The organism is Streptomyces xanthophaeus, from assembly GCF_030440515.1.
Taxonomy (GTDB): Bacteria; Actinomycetota; Actinomycetes; order Streptomycetales; family Streptomycetaceae; genus Streptomyces; species Streptomyces kutzneri.
Window position 1 is genome coordinate 4,136,096 of the sequence record NZ_CP076543.1, and the last position, 15,143, is coordinate 4,151,238.

Here is a 15,143-nt window from a genome sequence, read left to right on the forward strand (position 1 = left end):
CGCGCCGCCGGCCGTACCTCCTGCGCATCCGGACCAAGGAGAACGCAATGAGTCACGCACCGCAGCACGTCCCGTTCGAACTCAGCGGCACCGAACTGCGCGACGCGATCGTGCAGTACGCCACGAACCCGATCTTCCTCGACAACCTGGACTGGCAGAACGACGACAACCCCTACCGCCGCCAGCTGCGCCCGCAGATCCTGCCGCACCTCGACTTCGACAAGGTGCCGGGCCGGGAGAACATCCTCGACTACACGAGCCTGGCCGTGCAGCGCCTGCTCACCTCGGTCTACGAGGCGGACCTGGTGTTCTTCCCCAAGTCCGGCCTGGAGGGCAAGGAGGAGGACTTCCGCGCGTTCTACAGTCCGGCCAACCGGGCGCTCGGGGAGCGAATACGCCCCGCTCTGGAGCGCTACGCCTTCGGTTTCCTCGACGACGAGGTCGAGACGTCCGGCAAGTGGACCAGGGCGAGCCTGGACAGCTACCTCGACTCGCTCAACATGGGCGGCGGCGAGGAACTGTCACCGATCGAGGCGGCCATCACCGGCTCCACCGACCCCGAGCGCGCCGCCCGCATGTGGCTGGTGCAGTTCGCCCCCGACTTCCTGTCCGAGGCGTCGCCGATGATGCGCAACGTCCTCGGCTACTACGGGCCGGTCCAGTCCGAGTGGTTCAAGGTCGTCATCGACGAGTACGGCTACGGCGTGCACGACACCAAGCACAGCACCCTGTTCGAGCGGACGCTGGAGTCCGTCGGCCTGAAGTCCGACCTCCACCGGTACTGGCAGTACTACCTCAACAGCAGCCTGCTGCTGAACAACTACTTCCACTACCTGGGCAAGAACCACGAGCTGTTCTTCCGCTACGTCGGCGCCCTGTTCTACACCGAGAGCTCGCTGGTGGACTTCTGCCGGCGCGCCGACCGCCTGCTGCACGGCGTCTTCGGCGACTCCGTCGACACCACCTACTTCACCGAGCACGTCCACATCGACCAGCACCACGGCCGCATGGCGCGCGAGAAGATCATCGCGCCGCTCATCGAGGCGCACGGCGAGGGGATCATCCCCGAGATCGTCCGGGGCATCGAGGAGTACCGGGTGCTGCTGGAGGTCGCCGACAAGGACTTCGTCGCGCAGATCTCCTGGATGGACGACCAGCCGGAGCTCAAGAAGCTGCACGGCCCCGTCTACGAGGCCATCAGGGAAGGCCGGGTCCAGGCGCCGGTGGCGCACCTGGTCGAGCCGTTCAACGAGCTGTCGAACACGCACTGCCACGAGGGCGACGAGCTCTGCCACATCGTCTCCGGCACCATGCGCTTCGAGAGCGGGCTCGGCTCGTCGCTGACGCTGGAGGCCGGGGAGGGAGTCGTCATCCGGCGCAACCGGCTGCACGGCGCCGACATTCTGTCCGAGGAGTGTGTCTACGAGATCCACTCGGTGGGGGATTACCGCAAATGCCTGTAGTGAGCTTCCCGGTCGCGGGGCGGGAGAACTGCGTGGTCGTCTCCGGGACGGCGTACGTGTACGCCACGGTCGGCGGCCGCGGCTTCGTGATGAACGCCCAGTGCCCCCACCGCGGCGGCCCGCTCCACCTGGCCGGTGTGACGCCGGACGCCGACCGGCTCATCTGCCCCTGGCACGACCGCAAGACGTCCGCGGCGCGGCTGCGGGGCGAGATCCCGGCCGTGCGGACCGGGAACCGGGTCACGGCGGTCCTGCCCGACCGTCCCGCCCGCGCCGCGACGGCCCCGGGCGACGTATGCGGCCGCACCAGCCGTGAGTACCGGCCATTGTCGGCCGAACTCGCCCGCCCGGGTGCGGCGGTCTGATCCCATCCCGTTGCACCCGGCGCCGGACATCCGGCGCCGGGTGCAACGGCCTGCACCGACCCGGTGTTCTACAGGTGGCGGCGCACCGGCCGAAGGCATCACGACGAACGAGGAGTGTGGACCATGGCGTGGGACGGCGAGAAGCCGCTTCTGCTGCTGATCGGAAGCAGCGGTCAGCGCAGCAGGGAGTTCATTCTGCGGACGGTGAGCACGCGTTACGCGTTATGGCTCCTCCAGCCCGCTCCGGTGAGCTGGGAAGAGCCGTACGTCGTGGGCTCCACGATCGTGGACAACACCGACCCGGACGCGCTGACGGCGGCCGCCCGGCAGGTGGCCGCCGAGCACACCCTGGCCGGTGTGTTCTGCTACGACGAGGGGCTCGTGACCCCCGCCGCGCACGTGGCCCGGGCGCTCGGGCTGCCGGGCAACTCCCCCGAGTCCGTCATCGCCTGCCGGGACAAGGCCGCCACGCGGTCCGCGCTGGAGGCGGCCCGGGTGCCGCAGCCGGCCTCGATCGGCGTACGGTCCCTGGCCGAGGCCCGGGCGGCGGCGGAGAAGATCGGCTTCCCCGTCGTGCTGAAGCCGCGCGGCCTGGCCGGCGGGATGGGCGTGCGCAAGGCCGACGGCCCCGATGACGTGGAGAACGCCTACCGGGCGGCCTCCGGCGCCTCCTACCCCGGTGTTCCCGTCTTCGACGTGTCGGTGCTCGTCGAGGAATTCGCCGACGGCCCCGAGATCAGCGTCGACGCGGTCTTCTTCGACGGGGAGTGCGTTCCGCTCGTCGTCGCCCGCAAGCAGGTCGGCCTGGCGCCCTTCTTCGAGGAGACGGGCCACGAGGTCGACGGCGCCGACCCGCTGCTGACCGATCCCGGACTGCTGGAGGCGCTGCGGTCCGCGCACGCCGCGCTGGACTTCCACACCGGCGTCAGCCACACGGAATTCCGCATCACCGCCGGCGGACTGCGCCTGATGGAGGTCAACGCCCGCCTCGGCGGGGACATGATCCCCTACCTCGGGGAACTGGCCACCGGTGTCGACGTCGCGATGGCGGCGGCGGACACCGCCGCGGGGGTCCGCCCGGACACCGAGGTCCGCCACCGCAAGGCCGCGGCCATCGCCTTCCTGTACCCGGACGAGGACATCGAGATCGACGCGGTGACCGTCCACGAGGACCGCTTCCCGGCCGGCGTCCACAGCGCCGACGCGATGGCGAGCCCCGGCGCGGTGCTGCGTCTGCCGCCGCGCGGCTACATCTCCCGCTACGCCCGCGTGATCGCCCTCGCCGACTCGGTCGAGCAGGCCCGCGCCGCCCTGCTGAGCGCCCCCGAGATCGTGGAGCTCGACTCCCGCCCGGCGGAGGTACCCGCTCCGTGACGAACACCGGACACGACTCTCCGGAGGGCCGCAAGGCCGCCCGGCCGTCCGTCGTACAGACCCTGCGCGGGATCCCGGGGCCGATCTGGCTGGTCCTGGTCGGCATGCTGATCAACCGGCTGGGCAATTTCCTCCAGATCTACCTGGTGCTCTACCTCACCGACAAGGGCTTCAGCACGTCCGCGGCCGCCTTCGCCCTCGGCGCGTACGGGGTGGGCTCGGTCGTCGGCGTCCTGGCGGGCGGCTCGATCTCCGACCGGGTCGGCTACGCGTGGACCATCGTCGGATCGATGGCCCTCGCCGGCCTGCTCACCCTCAGCCTGGTCTACCTCGACAGCCTGCCCGTGGTGATCACGGTGGCCGCCGTGATCGGCATCGCGGCCCAGGCCTACCGGCCCGCCTCCTCGGCGCTGCTGGTGGAGGCCACCCCCGAGGAACACCACGTGATGGTGTTCGCGGTCTACCGCATGGCGTTCAACCTCGGCACCACCGCGGGCCCCCTGCTCGGCGCCCTGCTCATCAGCTACTCGTACGACCTGATGTTCTACATCGATGCGGTGACCTCGGTCGGCTTCGCCCTCTTCGCCCTGGTCCTGGTCCGCACGGGCACGACCCCCGGTCCCGGCGCCCGGGATCCGCAGGCCGACGGCGCGTCGTACCTGGCCGTACTCCGCGACCGGCGCTACCTGCTGTTCCTGCTGGCGCTGTTCCTCAACGCCGTCGTCTACATCCAGCACACCTCCGCGCTGCCGCTCCAGCTCAAGGCGGACGGCCACGGGCCGACCTTCTACTCCACCCTGCTCTCGCTGAACGCGGCCATGGTCATCTGCCTGGAACTGCTGTTCACCAAGTACGTGCAGCACCTCCCGGGACGGTTCGCCGTCGCGCTGGGCGTCGGCCTGGTCGGCGTCGGCATGAACCTGTACGTGGCCGGTCCCGGCATGGCCATGTTCGTGATCGCGACGGTGGTGTGGACGGTCGGCGAGATGATCGGCACCCCGACCGCCTCCGCCTGGCCCGGCAAGGTCGCCCCCGCGCACCTGCGGGGCCGCTACATCGCGGCCTCCGCCTTCCCGATGCAGATCGGCTACGCGGTGGGCCCGGTCATCGGCATCGCGGCCTGGCAGGCCTCGGCCGCCTCCGTGTGGTGGCTGTGCGGAGCACTGACCGCCCTCGCCGTCGTCGTCACCCTGATCGGCATGGCCGAACCCCCCGCCGACCGCCGGCAGCGGACCGCGGACGCCGAGCCGGCCGCCGCGCCGACGCCCGCCGAAACCCCCTGAGCCCTCTCCCCCGTGCCGCGGTTCGCCGGCACGCCGTGATCCGGAAGTGAGCGAAGCTGCCCATGGCCTACGCAGACGGCATCGAGAATTTCGTGAAGACGGTCGACGGCGCCCTGCCGCCGGACTTCTACACCTACCCCGTCGAACGACAGCGCGCCCTGTACGACGGGCTGACCGAGGTCCTCCCGATCCCCGTGCCCGAGGGCGTCAGCCACCGGGACGCGAGCGTCACCCACGGCGGCCGGACCGCCCGGATCCGCATCTACGAGCCGGCCCGGCGCACCGGCGACGCCGTGCTGTTCTACATACGCGGCGGCGGCTTCGTCATCGGCTCCCTCCACAGCCACCACAGCCTGGTCGCCGAACTCGCCGACCGCACCGGTCTGGTGGCGATCGCCCTCGACTTCGGCATGGCCCCGGAGAACCCGCACCCCGGCCCGCTGGAGGACTGTTACGCCGGACTGTGCGGCACGCTGGCCGACCTGCCCGGGCTCGGGCTCGACGGCATCGACCCCGAGGGCGCGGTGCTCTGCGGAGAGAGCTCCGGGGCCAACATGGCCGTCGTCCTCTCGATGATCGCCCGCGACCGGGGCGGCCCCCGGCTGCGCGGCCAGGCGGTGATCAGCCCGGTGCTCGACTTCACCCGGTGGCGGCACGGCGGCGAGGACGCGCCCCTGCTCTCCGGCGGGGAGATGGAGTTCTACACCGCGTGCTACTGCCCGGAGCCCGGACAGGCGGACCTCCCGTACGTCTCGCCGCTGCTCACCGGCACCTTCCACGACCTGCCGCCCGCCTACGTCGTGGGCTGCGAGATGGACTCGCTGCGCGTGGACGCCGAGAAGTACACCGCCCGGCTGCGGCAGAACGGCACGCCGGTGACGTACGTGATGGAGGAGGGGATGGTGCACGCCCCGGTGCGCGCCCGCCGGATCAGCGAGCCGGCCGGGGCGTTCTTCGCGCGCTACTGCGACGCCGTGGCCGCCCTGGCGGCCGGAGAGGCGGCCGGCCGTGACGAGCGCTGAGCGGACCCCGGACGCACCGCAGGGCCCCTGCGTGATCGTGGACCCGTATTCCTCGGGGGCCCTGTTCGCACAGACGCTGGCCGATCACGGCGTCCCGGTCGTGGCGGTGGTCACCGGCCCCCGGCCGCCGGAGGCCTACGCCTCCTCCTACCAGCCGCAGGACTTCCCCGAGATCATCGTCTACGAGGGCGACCTGGAGGCCGTCGCGGAGCGGCTGCGGGCGCTGGACCCGCGCTGTGTCGTGGCGGGCTGCGAGTCCGGGGTGGAACTGGCCGAACGGCTCGCCCCGCTCGTGACGCCCGAGCGGTGCAACGCACCCGGACTCGCCGATGCCCGCAGGGACAAGAGCGCCATGGCGGCCGCCGTCGCGGCGGCCGGCCTGCCGGTCATCCCGCAGATCTGCACGGCCGACGCCGACGAGGTGGCGGCCTGGCTGGAGCGCGAGGGCCTGGCCGGGGCGGACCTGGTCGTCAAGCCGCCCAAGAGCGCCAGCACCGACGGTGTGATCAAGCTGGCCGGCGGCGAGGACTGGCGGACGGTGTTCGCGCGCCAGCTCGGCCGGGTCAACCAGTTCGGCGAGGTCGACGACCGGCTCCTGGTCCAGAAGTTCGTCACCGGCACCGAATACGTGATCGACACCTTCAGCCACGACGGCAAGCACGCCGTGGTCGACGTGTGCGCCTACCGCAAGGTCGACAACGGTCCGCACATGGCCGTCTACGACACCATGCGATGGCTCCCGCCGGACGATCCGGCCCTGCCCGGCATCACGGAGTACGTCTTCGGCGTCCTGGACGCGGTGGGCCTGCGCTTCGGCTCGGCCCACGTCGAGGTGATGGGCACGGCGGAGGGACCGCTGCTCATCGAGCTCGGTGCCCGGCCGCACGGCGGCGGCCAGCCGCGGTTCAACCGCAACGCCACCGGCGACAGCCAGATCGACCGGACCGTGCGCTGGCTGACCGGGGGTGAACTCCCGCAGAGCTACGAGCTGCTCGTCCACCAGATGTGCGTCTTCCACATCGCGCCCCGCTCCGGAACCGTCCGCGGCACGGCCGCCCTGGACGGCGTCCGCGACCTCCCCAGCCACCACTTCTCGATCCAGAACCTGTCCGACGGCGACCACGTCCCCGCCACCCGGGACCTGGTCGACAGTCTCAACTTCGGATTCGTGATCCTCGCCCACCCCGACGCCGGGCAGATCCAGCGGGACTACGAGGCCGTCCGGGCCGCGGAACGCCTGCTTTCCATCGAGGAGCAGCGATCAACACCGCCGCTTTCCTGATCAGTTCCCTGGTGGTGATCATGACACCCGGGCCCGACCTCGTCATGATCACCAACCTGGTGCTGAACGGCTCCCTGCGGGTGGCCACCGCCGCCGCGCTCGGCATGATCACCGCGGGAGCCGTCCAGGCCGGGCTCGGCGCGGCCGGGCTGGCCGCGCTCCTCGCGGCGAGCCCCGGGCTCTTCGCGGCCTTCCGCTGGGCCGGCGCGGTGGTGCTGCTCGGCTGGGCCGTGCTCGCCGTGCGGCGGGCCACCGGCCGGGCCGGCGCCGAGGCCCCGGCGCCGTCACCCCAGGCCACGGTCGCCGTCCCCGTGCACGCGACGGGCGAACCGCCCGCCGGCCCCGCGCCGTCCGGGCGAGCGGCCGGCCACGCCGGCCCCTCGGTGCGCCAGGCCTTCGGGCAGGGCCTGCTGTGCACCGGGTCCAATCCCAAGGTGGGCATCTTCCTGATGGCGTTCCTGCCCCAGTTCGTGCCCGCGGGCATGGCCCCCGAGGCCGGCGTCCCGCTGCTGGCCGCCTGCTACCTGGCCCTGGGCCTGCTCTGGCTCCTCACCTGGATGAGGCTGGTCCACCGGCTCGCACCGCACCTCCGCTCACCGCGGGTGCTGCGGATCGCCGACAGCCTCACCGCCGCCGTGTTCGGGCTCTTCGCCGTCCGGCTGGCGCTCGGCGGGTGACCCGGCCGCCTGCCTGCGCCCCGCTGCGGTCACACCGGCCGCAGCGGGCACTGCGCGTCCTCCCGCAGCGCCAGTCTGCGCGCATAGCGCAGCAGCGGAGCGGGGAGCGAGAACCGGTTGGGCGCACACTCCCGGAGCAGGCTCACCCCGACCAGGCGGCGCAGTGCGCGCGTCGCCTCCAGCGGGGTCGTCCCCGCCAGGTCCGCCATGGCGTAGCCGCTGACGAGCCGGCCCTCGGTCCGCGCGAACAGCCGGAACCAGCGGCGCAGGGGCTCCGGCAGGGACACGTAGGAGAGTTCGATCGCCGCGTGGACCGCGGTGAACAGGTCGTCCGTCTCGACCGGCAGTTCCCTGAACGCCCCGGACTCCTGCAGCTCCACGCAGAGCTGGGCGATCCCGACCCGGGGATGCTCCTCCAGACGGGCCGCGAGCAGCCGGATCGCCAGGGGCAGACCTCCGCACTGCCGGTTCAGCGCCCGCGCGGCCAGCGGTTCGGCATCCACCCGTCCGCTGCGCAGCAGCCGGGACAGCAGGGTGAGCGCCTCGTCCTCACCGAGCACGTAGAGGTCGAGGCGCGGCACACCGTCCCGGGCCACCAGTCCCGGCAGGGTGTCGCGGCTGGTGACGAGGACCGCGCAGCCGGCCGCTCCCGGAACGAGCGGACGGATCTGGCTCTCGTCGCGCGCGTTGTCCAGCACGATCAGCATCCGCCGGTCCGACAGCAGGGTGCGGTACAGGTTCGCGGCCTCGTCGAGGGACCGGGGGAGCTCCCCGTCGGGGACGCCCAGGGCGCGCAGGAACGAGGCGAGGACCTCTTGCGGGTGCAGCGCCCGCCGGTCGGCGTACCCGTGCAGGTCGACGTACAGCTGCCCGTCCGGGAACCGTTCGCGCACCCGGTGCGCCCAGCGCACGGCCAGCGCCGTCTTGCCCACCCCGGGAAAGCCCGTGACCAGCACGGCCGGGACCTGCCCGACCCGCTCGCCGGTGGGCAGGAGCAGCCGGTCCAGCCGTTTCAGCTCGGCGGCGCGGCCGACGAACCCCGGGCTCACGGCCGGTGTCTGGGACGGCCGGGGCCTCGGCGGGGGCGCGGCCGGCCGGGGCGCGGGCGCGGCCGGCACGTCGAACGCGGCCCACGCGGCCGCCGGTCCCGTCCGCGGCCACGGCAGCTCCTGGTGCAGGATCCGCAGGTGGGCGCGGCGCAGTTCGTCACCGGGCTGGACGCCCAGCTCCCGGTCGAGTCCGCGGGCCACCTCGGAGTAGATCTTCAAGGCCTCCCGCTGCTCCCCGCAGCTCGCCAGCACCAGCATCAGCCGCGCCTGGAGTCCCTCGTGCAGCGGTTCCTCCTCCGTGGCACCGCGCAGGGCCCCCAGCACCCGCTCGGGCCTCCGCACCTGCAGGGAGAGGTCCGTGTAGAGCAGCAGGCTCTCCACCCGCTGCCGGGCGGCCGCCATGGCGGCGGGGTGGTGCGGCAGCAGCGGTTCGCCGGCCAGCAGCGGGCCGCGCCAGCAGCCGTAGGCGCGTTCGGCCAGCTCGTGGGCGGCTTCCGCGTCTCCGGCCCCGTGCGCCTGCCGCGCCCGTGCCCACAGGTCCTGGAACTGCGTCAGGTCGACCTGGTCGCGCTCCAGTTCCAGCACGTAGCCGGTGTGCGTGCGCGCCAGGAACGAGGGGGCCGGAGCCCCCGCCTGGCCGCCGGGGAGCAGCAGCACCCGGCGCGCCTGGCTGACGTAGGTGTGCACCAGGTTCTGGTACGAACGCGGCGGGTCCTTCGGCCACAGCGCGTGGGTGATCTCTCCCAGGCCGGCCGCCTCGGGGTACCGCAGGGCGAGCAGGGCCAGCAGGCGCCGTACCTTGGCCGCGTGGACGTGGGTCTCGACGCCTCGGTACCGGACGGAGAGCGGACCGAGGATGCCGATGTGGAGCCGCTCGCTCCCCGGGCGTACGGGCTCACGCGCGGGCGGCGCCAACTGCCGTGCGGTGTCCGCGTCGAGGCCCAGCACACGGGCCAGGAGCCGCACGGTCCGCGTCTGGGGCCGGTGCACCCGGCCGTGCTCGATGTCCCGCAGGACCCGCACGCTCACCCCGGCGCGTTCCGCCAGCTCGCGCTGGGTCAGTCCCTCCCGTCCCCGGAACGAGAGAAGCCGTTCGCCGAACGACCAACTGTTGCTGCTTAAGTCCTCGTCCGCGGTCGCCGTGCCGCGGACACGGTTCCCCATCATGCCCGGAATGCGGGAACGGCCGAAAGGAAGGGAGGAAGGAAACGTCTTGTGAATCGTTTTTCCATTGCTGTGTGCAGAACGGTCGCCACCACGCCTCCCCCGAGACCTCGCCGGATCTTGGCCAACCCGAACCGTGAGCGATCCGGCCGAGCGCCCACAACTCGTTCGCAACTCTAGCTTCGCGGTGCGACCACTGGTCAAGGGGGCTCGCCCCCTTTGTTCCGAACCGGTCGCATCGCACCCCTTGTACCTCCGGTTTTCGGAATCCCTCGAATACCGGCCAGGTGGCGAGAAATGGCCAGTCCCTCACGATCTCGCCCGAACACGATCTCCGTCACGCCCAGGAAAGATCGCACGGCGCGCCCGATATTCGGATGACGTAAAGGGAACCGGATATCGCACCGAATGCGAATGGCAGGCAAAGTAGAAGAACTTTTCCGTGAGGTGCAACGTTCTCACGCGGCCCGGTGTTCACAAGGGGGATGGACGAGACGACTCTCCCGCTGACGGAACTGCTCGCGACCGACCTGGACGACGGGTTCACCGAACTCGTGCGCACCCAGGCCGGCACCGTGCGCTCCGTCCTGCTGCGTCTCTCCGGCTCCGCGCGGGACGCCGACGACCTTGGCCAGGAAACGTTCCTGCGCGCCTACTCCGCCCTGCGCGAGTACCCGCCCGAGCGCCGCGGTCAGCTCCAGCCGCGCGCCTGGCTGCTGACCATCGCCGCGAACGTGTGGCGCAACCACGTCCGCACCCTGAGCCGGCGGCCCGGCGTCGCCGACGGCATCGAGGTGACCGCCATCGAGATCCCCGACGGCTCCCCGGGGCCGGAGCAGCGCGCGCTCGACGGGGCGCGCCGGGCCCGGCTGGTGGCCGCGCTGTCCGGGCTGCCGGACCACCACCGGCTGCCCGTGGTCCTGCGGCACATCGGAGAGCTGAGCTACCAGGAGGTGGCCGCGATCCTGGACTGTCCCGTCGGCACGGTGAAGGCCCAGGTGTCGCGGGGGCTCGCCACCCTGCGGGCGGAGCCCGGCCTGGCCGCCGACCGCAGGACGTACGGCGCGGCCGGGGCGGCCGGGGGGACGACGGCGAGGACGGCACACGAACCGGCCCGGAAGGAAAGGAAGGAGGCGACGGGATGAGACTGCCCGACGAGTTGGACACGTTGCGCGAGGCGGCACCCGTGGGGTTCGCGGCACGCGTGCTGGACCGCGTCGGCGTTCCGGCCCATCGCTACGACTGCTACGTGCGGGCCGATTCGCCGGTCGGCCCCCTCTACGTCGCCCACGGGCGGGGCGCGGTGACCGGCGCCGCCGCCACGGACTGGTACGCCGACGACCGGGCCTTCGAGGACGCCTACCGGGCCCGGACCCGGCGGTCGGCGCTCTCCGGGGTCAAGCCCCCGCCGGGTCTGACGCGGGCCCTGCGCGGCCGGGACCGGACCCTGCGCTACGAATTCGGACCGCTCGCCGACGAACAGCGCGCCGTCCTGCAGGCGACCCGGGCCATCCCCTTCGGGCAGCTCCGTCCGGCGGCCTGGCTGGCCCGCGAGGCCGGCATGCCGGATCTCGCACCCGAGACGGTCCTGGCGGCGGTCCGGGCCAATCCCGTCCCGGTGCTCGTGCCGGCGCACCGGCTGTGCACGGACGACGGGCTCCCGGCGGACTGCGGGCTGCCGGCCGGGTTCGAGCGGCGGCTGCGGGAGTGGGAGGGCGTGGACGCCGAGCGGGTGGAGCGGTTCGTGCGGGCGGGCGCCCGGTTCCTGGGCAGCGGCACCACGCGGATCTTCTGCTACCCGACGTGCGCGCACGCGCGCCGCATCACCGCCCGCCACGAGGTGCCCTTCACCTCGGCCGACGAGGCCTCCGCCGCCGGGTTCCGGGGCTGTCTCAGCTGCCGCCCGGCCGTCGTCTGACACCCCCTACGGCCGGCGCACCCTCAGCGGTCGGCGTCGATCAGGTCGAGCAGGCCGGGGAAGCGCAGGTCCAGGTCGGCGCGGCGCAGCGTGGCCGCCCGGCTGTTGCCCCGGTCCACCTGCCGCACCAGGCCCGCCTCGCGCAGGATCCGGAAGTGGTGGGTCGTCGTCGACTTCGAGACCGGGAGGTTGAAGGAGGCGCAGGTGCGCGCCGTGCCCGCCGGTTCCCTCAGCAGCTCGCTGACGACGGCGTAGCGCAGGGGGTCGGAGAGCGCGTTCAGCACGGCAAGCAGGCTCATCTCCTCCAGCGAGGGGTGGCCGTCCTCGTCGGGCATCGCGCCCTCCTCCCTTAGGTACGGCTTGCATCATACCTCCCTCCTGTGCCAGCTTAAGGTTCGATCAAAACCGAACCTAGCCCTCAGCCGGCCGGACCGAGCCTGGAGTTGTGCCCCATGAGTACGCAGACCATGTCGTCGGCCGCGCCACCGGCCCGGGCGAAACAGCAGCCGGATCGCACGGCGACCCTGGCCGCCGTGCTCCTCGCGGTGTTCGTCGTCCCTATGTCGATCTCCGGCACGGCCGTGGCACTGCCCGGGATCGGCGCCGACACCCACGCCGGCCTCGCACCCCTGCAGTGGGTGGTGAACGCCTTCAACGTCGCCTTCGCCTGCTTCACCCTCGTCTGGGGCTCCGTCGCCGACATCGTCGGCCGGGTCAAGGCCTTCGCCGCCGGCGCCGCCGTCTACGCCGTGGCCTCGCTGGGCGGCGCGCTCGCCACCGACGTGCTGTGGCTGGACGTCACCCGCGCGCTCGCCGGGACCGGCGGCGCCGCGATCTTCTCCTGCGGCGCCGCGATCATCACGACCGTGTTCGACGGCCCGGCGCGCGCCAGGGCCTTCGCCCTGTTCGGCACCGTCGCGGGCGTCGGGGTGGCGGTAGGCCCCTCGCTGGCCGGCGCGCTCGTCCAGGGCCTCGGCTGGCGCTGGATGTTCGCGGTGCACGCCGCCGCCCTGCTCCTCGTCCTGGTCGCGGTGCCCGCCATCGCCAGGGCCGTACCGGCCGGCGGCGGCAGCGGGGCCCCGGTCGACGTGCCGGGCAGCGCGCTGTTCGTCGTCGCCATGGTGCTGCTGACCACCGCCATCGTGCAGGGCTCGCAGTGGGGCTGGGTCAGCCCCGGCGTCCTCGGGCTGTTCGCGGGCGCCGTCGTGGTCCTCGCGGTCTTCGCCGCCGTGGAGAACCGCCGGGAGCACCCCCTGCTGGACCTGGGCCTGCTGCGCCACCGGCGCTTCGTCGGCCTGTGCCTGGTACCGGTCGCCGCGTCCTTCGGGTTCGTCACCGTGCTCACGTACCTGCCGAGCTACCTGACCGCGGCCACCGGCCGCGACAGCGGCGCGGCCGGCCTGATCATGCTGCTGCTCACCGCGCCCGTGCTGGTCTGCCCGATGCTCGCCGCGCAGCTGGTCACCCGCGGGGTCCGCGCGCTCACCCTCGTCCACGTCAGCCTCGCCTGCCTGGTCGCCGGCGACCTGGCGCTCACGCTGTTCTCGCCCGACGCGACGATCCTCGTCGTCGCCCTGCCGATGCTCGTCACCGGCGCCGGCATGGGCCTGTCGGCAGGGCTCGTGGACGGCCAGGCGCTGGAACTGGTCGACCCGGCCAGGGCGGGCATGGCGGCGGGCTTCCTCAACACCCTGCGGCTCGGCAGCGAGGCCATCGCCGTGGCGGTGTACGGATCGGTCCTCGCGACCGTGCTCCGCTCCCGCGTCGAGGACGGCACCGGCGGATACGCCGGCGCCGGGCAGGCGGACCAGGTCGCCGACCGGGCGGCCGGCGGTGACCTCGCCGGGGCCACCGAACTGTCCGGCGCCCTGGACACCGAGGGCTTCGCCCGCTTCCTCGCCCGGTCCTACGACTCCGCCTTCCACTCCGTCCTGTGGGCACTCGCGGCGGTCTGCGCTGTCCTGTGCGCCGCGATCGCCACCCTGCTGCGCGGCAGCTCCCCCAGGAGGACCGCATGACCCACACCCACACCCACACCCAGGTCCTGGTCGTCGGGGGCGGGCCCGTCGGGATGCTCGTCGCCGCCGAACTCGGGCACCACGGCGTCGCCACCGTCCTGCTCGAAGCCGAACCGCGGACCGTCGACCGGCCCAAGGCCGGCACCCTGCACGCCCGCACCGCGCAGGGCCTGGCCCGCCGCGGCCATCTGCCCGCGCCCCTCGCGACCGCGGAACTGCTGGGGCGCGGCCGTGCCGACGCGTTCCACTTCGCGGGCATGCCGGGACTCGCGATCACCGCCCCCGCCACCGAGCCCGGACCCGTGCTCGGCCGCTCCCAGGCCGACCTGGAACGGGACTTCGAGCACCGGGCCCGCGAACGGGGCGTCACCGTACTGCGCGGACACCGCGTGACCGACATCGTCCCGGGACCCGACACCGTCCGCGTCACCGCCCAGGGGCCGGACGGCTTACGGCAGTTCACCGCCGAGTACGCCGTCGGCGCGGACGGCGCCCGCAGCACGGTGCGCGAGCGGCTCGGCTTCGTCGCGGACACCCATCCGGCCACCATGTCCGCCCTCCTCGGCCTCGTACGGCTGCCCGACCCGGAGAGCGTGCCGTACGGCTGGCACCGCACCCCGCACGGCTGGACGGTCGCGGGCGTCTCCCCGTACGGCCACAGCCGGTTCATCACGATGGACTTCCGCGGCCCGCACCCCGACCGGCGCTCCCCGCCCACCCTCGACGAGCTGCGCCGGGAGGCCGGACGCATCCTCGGCCACCGCGTGCCGATGGCCGACCCGCGATTCCTCTCCCGCTTCAGCGACTTCGCCCGGCTGGTGCGCCGTTACCGCCAGGACCGGGTGTTCCTCGCCGGCGACGCCGCCCACATCCACTTCCCCGTGGGCGGGCAGGGCCTCAATCTGGGTCTGCAGGACGCACTCAACCTGTCCTGGAAGCTCGCGCACACCCTCGCGGGCAGCGCGGGCAAGGACCTGCTCGACACCTACGACGCCGAACGCCGGCCCGCCGGGCAGCGCGTCATCGACAACACCCGGGCCCAGCTCGCCCTGATGCGGCCGGACCCCGGGCTCGACCCCCTGCGCGACCTCGTCACCGAACTCCTCGCGATCGACGCGGTCGGTGCCCACGTAGGCCACATGATCAGCGCCCAGGAGACGGTGTACCCGGCGCGCACCGGGCGCGGCTCCCGCTGGGAGGGCCGGTTCCTGCCGAACCTGCCGCTCACCACCGTCGACGGCCCGACCGACCTGACCCGGCTGCTGCTGCCCGGCCGTCCCCTCCTGCTCCTGCTCGGGGAGGCGGGCCGGGCCCACGGCGAGCAGGGCGCGGGATGGGCCCACGCGGTGCGCACGGTGTCGGCGACGACCGCCCGGCCGCTGCCCTGGGACGCCGTCCTCGTCCGGCCCGACGGGTACATCGCCTGGGCCCCGGACGGCGGCTCCCTGGCCGGCGCCCTGGACCACTGGTTCGGCGAACCCCGTCGGCAGGCATGAAAAAAATGCCCTCCGGCACTGCGTTTCCGCAG

13 protein-coding genes are annotated in these 15,143 nt (G+C 72.9%); 11 read left to right on the forward strand and 2 right to left on the reverse strand.

What is annotated here, in order from left to right; all coding sequences use genetic code 11:
• The first annotated feature begins 47 nt into the window (after nt 1-47).
• The 7 genes from KO717_RS18210 (at nt 48) to KO717_RS18240 (ending at nt 7,466) form a co-directional block, all read left to right on the forward strand.
• Nucleotides 48-1,463: an iron-containing redox enzyme family protein gene (locus KO717_RS18210; protein WP_301368918.1), complete on the forward strand. Its 1,416-nt coding sequence runs from the start codon at nt 48-50 to the stop codon at nt 1,461-1,463.
• Entirely contained in the window at nt 1,454-1,828 is a 375-nt protein-coding gene (locus KO717_RS18215; protein WP_301368919.1) for a Rieske 2Fe-2S domain-containing protein, read from the forward strand. The genes KO717_RS18210 and KO717_RS18215 overlap by 10 nt, the downstream gene beginning before the upstream one ends.
• Before the next feature lie 123 nt (nt 1,829-1,951).
• Nucleotides 1,952-3,202 (forward strand): ATP-grasp domain-containing protein, encoded by a 1,251-nt coding sequence (locus tag KO717_RS18220; RefSeq protein WP_301368920.1) that lies wholly within the window; start codon nt 1,952-1,954, stop codon nt 3,200-3,202.
• A complete protein-coding gene (locus tag KO717_RS18225) occupies nt 3,199-4,485 on the forward strand; it encodes an MDR family MFS transporter (RefSeq protein WP_301368922.1) in 1,287 nt (428 codons plus the stop codon). The genes KO717_RS18220 and KO717_RS18225 overlap by 4 nt, the downstream gene beginning before the upstream one ends.
• A 62-nt stretch (nt 4,486-4,547) precedes the next feature.
• Entirely contained in the window at nt 4,548-5,507 is a 960-nt protein-coding gene (locus tag KO717_RS18230) for an alpha/beta hydrolase (RefSeq protein ID WP_301368923.1), read from the forward strand.
• Nucleotides 5,494-6,789, forward strand: coding sequence for an ATP-grasp domain-containing protein (locus KO717_RS18235; protein ID WP_301368925.1), 1,296 nt, complete (start codon nt 5,494-5,496; stop codon nt 6,787-6,789). The genes KO717_RS18230 and KO717_RS18235 overlap by 14 nt, the downstream gene beginning before the upstream one ends.
• 20 nt (nt 6,790-6,809) lie before the next feature.
• Nucleotides 6,810-7,466, forward strand: coding sequence for a LysE family translocator (locus KO717_RS18240; protein WP_301368927.1), 657 nt, complete (start codon nt 6,810-6,812; stop codon nt 7,464-7,466).
• A 29-nt stretch (nt 7,467-7,495) separates the two neighbouring features.
• Here the strand turns inward: KO717_RS18240 and KO717_RS18245 are convergent, their stop codons facing one another.
• Nucleotides 7,496-9,682: a BTAD domain-containing putative transcriptional regulator gene (locus KO717_RS18245; RefSeq protein ID WP_301368929.1), complete on the reverse strand. Its 2,187-nt coding sequence runs from the start codon at nt 9,680-9,682 to the stop codon at nt 7,496-7,498.
• A gap of 482 nt (nt 9,683-10,164) precedes the next feature.
• On the opposite strand from KO717_RS18245, the gene KO717_RS18250 reads away from it, so the two are divergent.
• The gene (locus KO717_RS18250; RefSeq protein WP_301368931.1) at nt 10,165-10,824 is read left to right on the forward strand and encodes an RNA polymerase sigma factor; all 660 of its coding nucleotides are present in this window, start codon (nt 10,165-10,167) and stop codon (nt 10,822-10,824) included.
• Nucleotides 10,821-11,597 carry an MGMT family protein gene (locus KO717_RS18255; protein ID WP_301368933.1) on the forward strand — a complete coding sequence of 259 codons (777 nt, stop codon included), beginning with the start codon at nt 10,821-10,823 and terminating at the stop codon, nt 11,595-11,597. The genes KO717_RS18250 and KO717_RS18255 overlap by 4 nt, the downstream gene beginning before the upstream one ends.
• 23 nt (nt 11,598-11,620) lie before the next feature.
• Here the strand turns inward: KO717_RS18255 and KO717_RS18260 are convergent, their stop codons facing one another.
• A complete protein-coding gene (locus tag KO717_RS18260; RefSeq protein ID WP_301368935.1) occupies nt 11,621-11,932 on the reverse strand; it encodes an ArsR/SmtB family transcription factor in 312 nt (103 codons plus the stop codon).
• A gap of 117 nt (nt 11,933-12,049) precedes the next feature.
• Between KO717_RS18260 and KO717_RS18265 the strand changes: the two genes are divergently transcribed.
• Nucleotides 12,050-13,615 carry an MFS transporter gene (locus tag KO717_RS18265; protein WP_437184526.1) on the forward strand — a complete coding sequence of 522 codons (1,566 nt, stop codon included), beginning with the start codon at nt 12,050-12,052 and terminating at the stop codon, nt 13,613-13,615.
• Entirely contained in the window at nt 13,612-15,111 is a 1,500-nt protein-coding gene (locus KO717_RS18270) for an FAD-dependent monooxygenase (RefSeq protein ID WP_301368937.1), read from the forward strand. Before KO717_RS18265 ends, KO717_RS18270 begins: the two co-directional genes overlap by 4 nt.
• Nucleotides 15,112-15,143: the final 32 nt, after the last annotated feature.

Bases quoted from the DNA above. Each gene is read 5' to 3' on its own strand.
- KO717_RS18210 (WP_301368918.1), top strand. From the start codon at position 48: ATGAGTCACGCACCGCAGCACGTCCCGTTCGAACTCAGCGGCACCGAA.
- KO717_RS18230 (WP_301368923.1), top strand. From the start codon at position 4,548: ATGGCCTACGCAGACGGCATCGAGAATTTCGTGAAGACGGTCGACGGC.
- KO717_RS18270 (WP_301368937.1), top strand. From the start codon at position 13,612: ATGACCCACACCCACACCCACACCCAGGTCCTGGTCGTCGGGGGCGGG.
- KO717_RS18215 (WP_301368919.1), top strand. From the start codon at position 1,454: ATGCCTGTAGTGAGCTTCCCGGTCGCGGGGCGGGAGAACTGCGTGGTC.
- KO717_RS18220 (WP_301368920.1), top strand. From the start codon at position 1,952: ATGGCGTGGGACGGCGAGAAGCCGCTTCTGCTGCTGATCGGAAGCAGC.
- KO717_RS18265 (WP_437184526.1), top strand. From the start codon at position 12,050: ATGAGTACGCAGACCATGTCGTCGGCCGCGCCACCGGCCCGGGCGAAA.
- KO717_RS18255 (WP_301368933.1), top strand. From the start codon at position 10,821: ATGAGACTGCCCGACGAGTTGGACACGTTGCGCGAGGCGGCACCCGTG.
- KO717_RS18245 (WP_301368929.1), bottom strand. From the start codon at position 9,682: ATGATGGGGAACCGTGTCCGCGGCACGGCGACCGCGGACGAGGACTTA.
- KO717_RS18260 (WP_301368935.1), bottom strand. From the start codon at position 11,932: ATGCCCGACGAGGACGGCCACCCCTCGCTGGAGGAGATGAGCCTGCTT.
- KO717_RS18250 (WP_301368931.1), top strand. From the start codon at position 10,165: ATGGACGAGACGACTCTCCCGCTGACGGAACTGCTCGCGACCGACCTG.
- KO717_RS18240 (WP_301368927.1), top strand. From the start codon at position 6,810: ATGACACCCGGGCCCGACCTCGTCATGATCACCAACCTGGTGCTGAAC.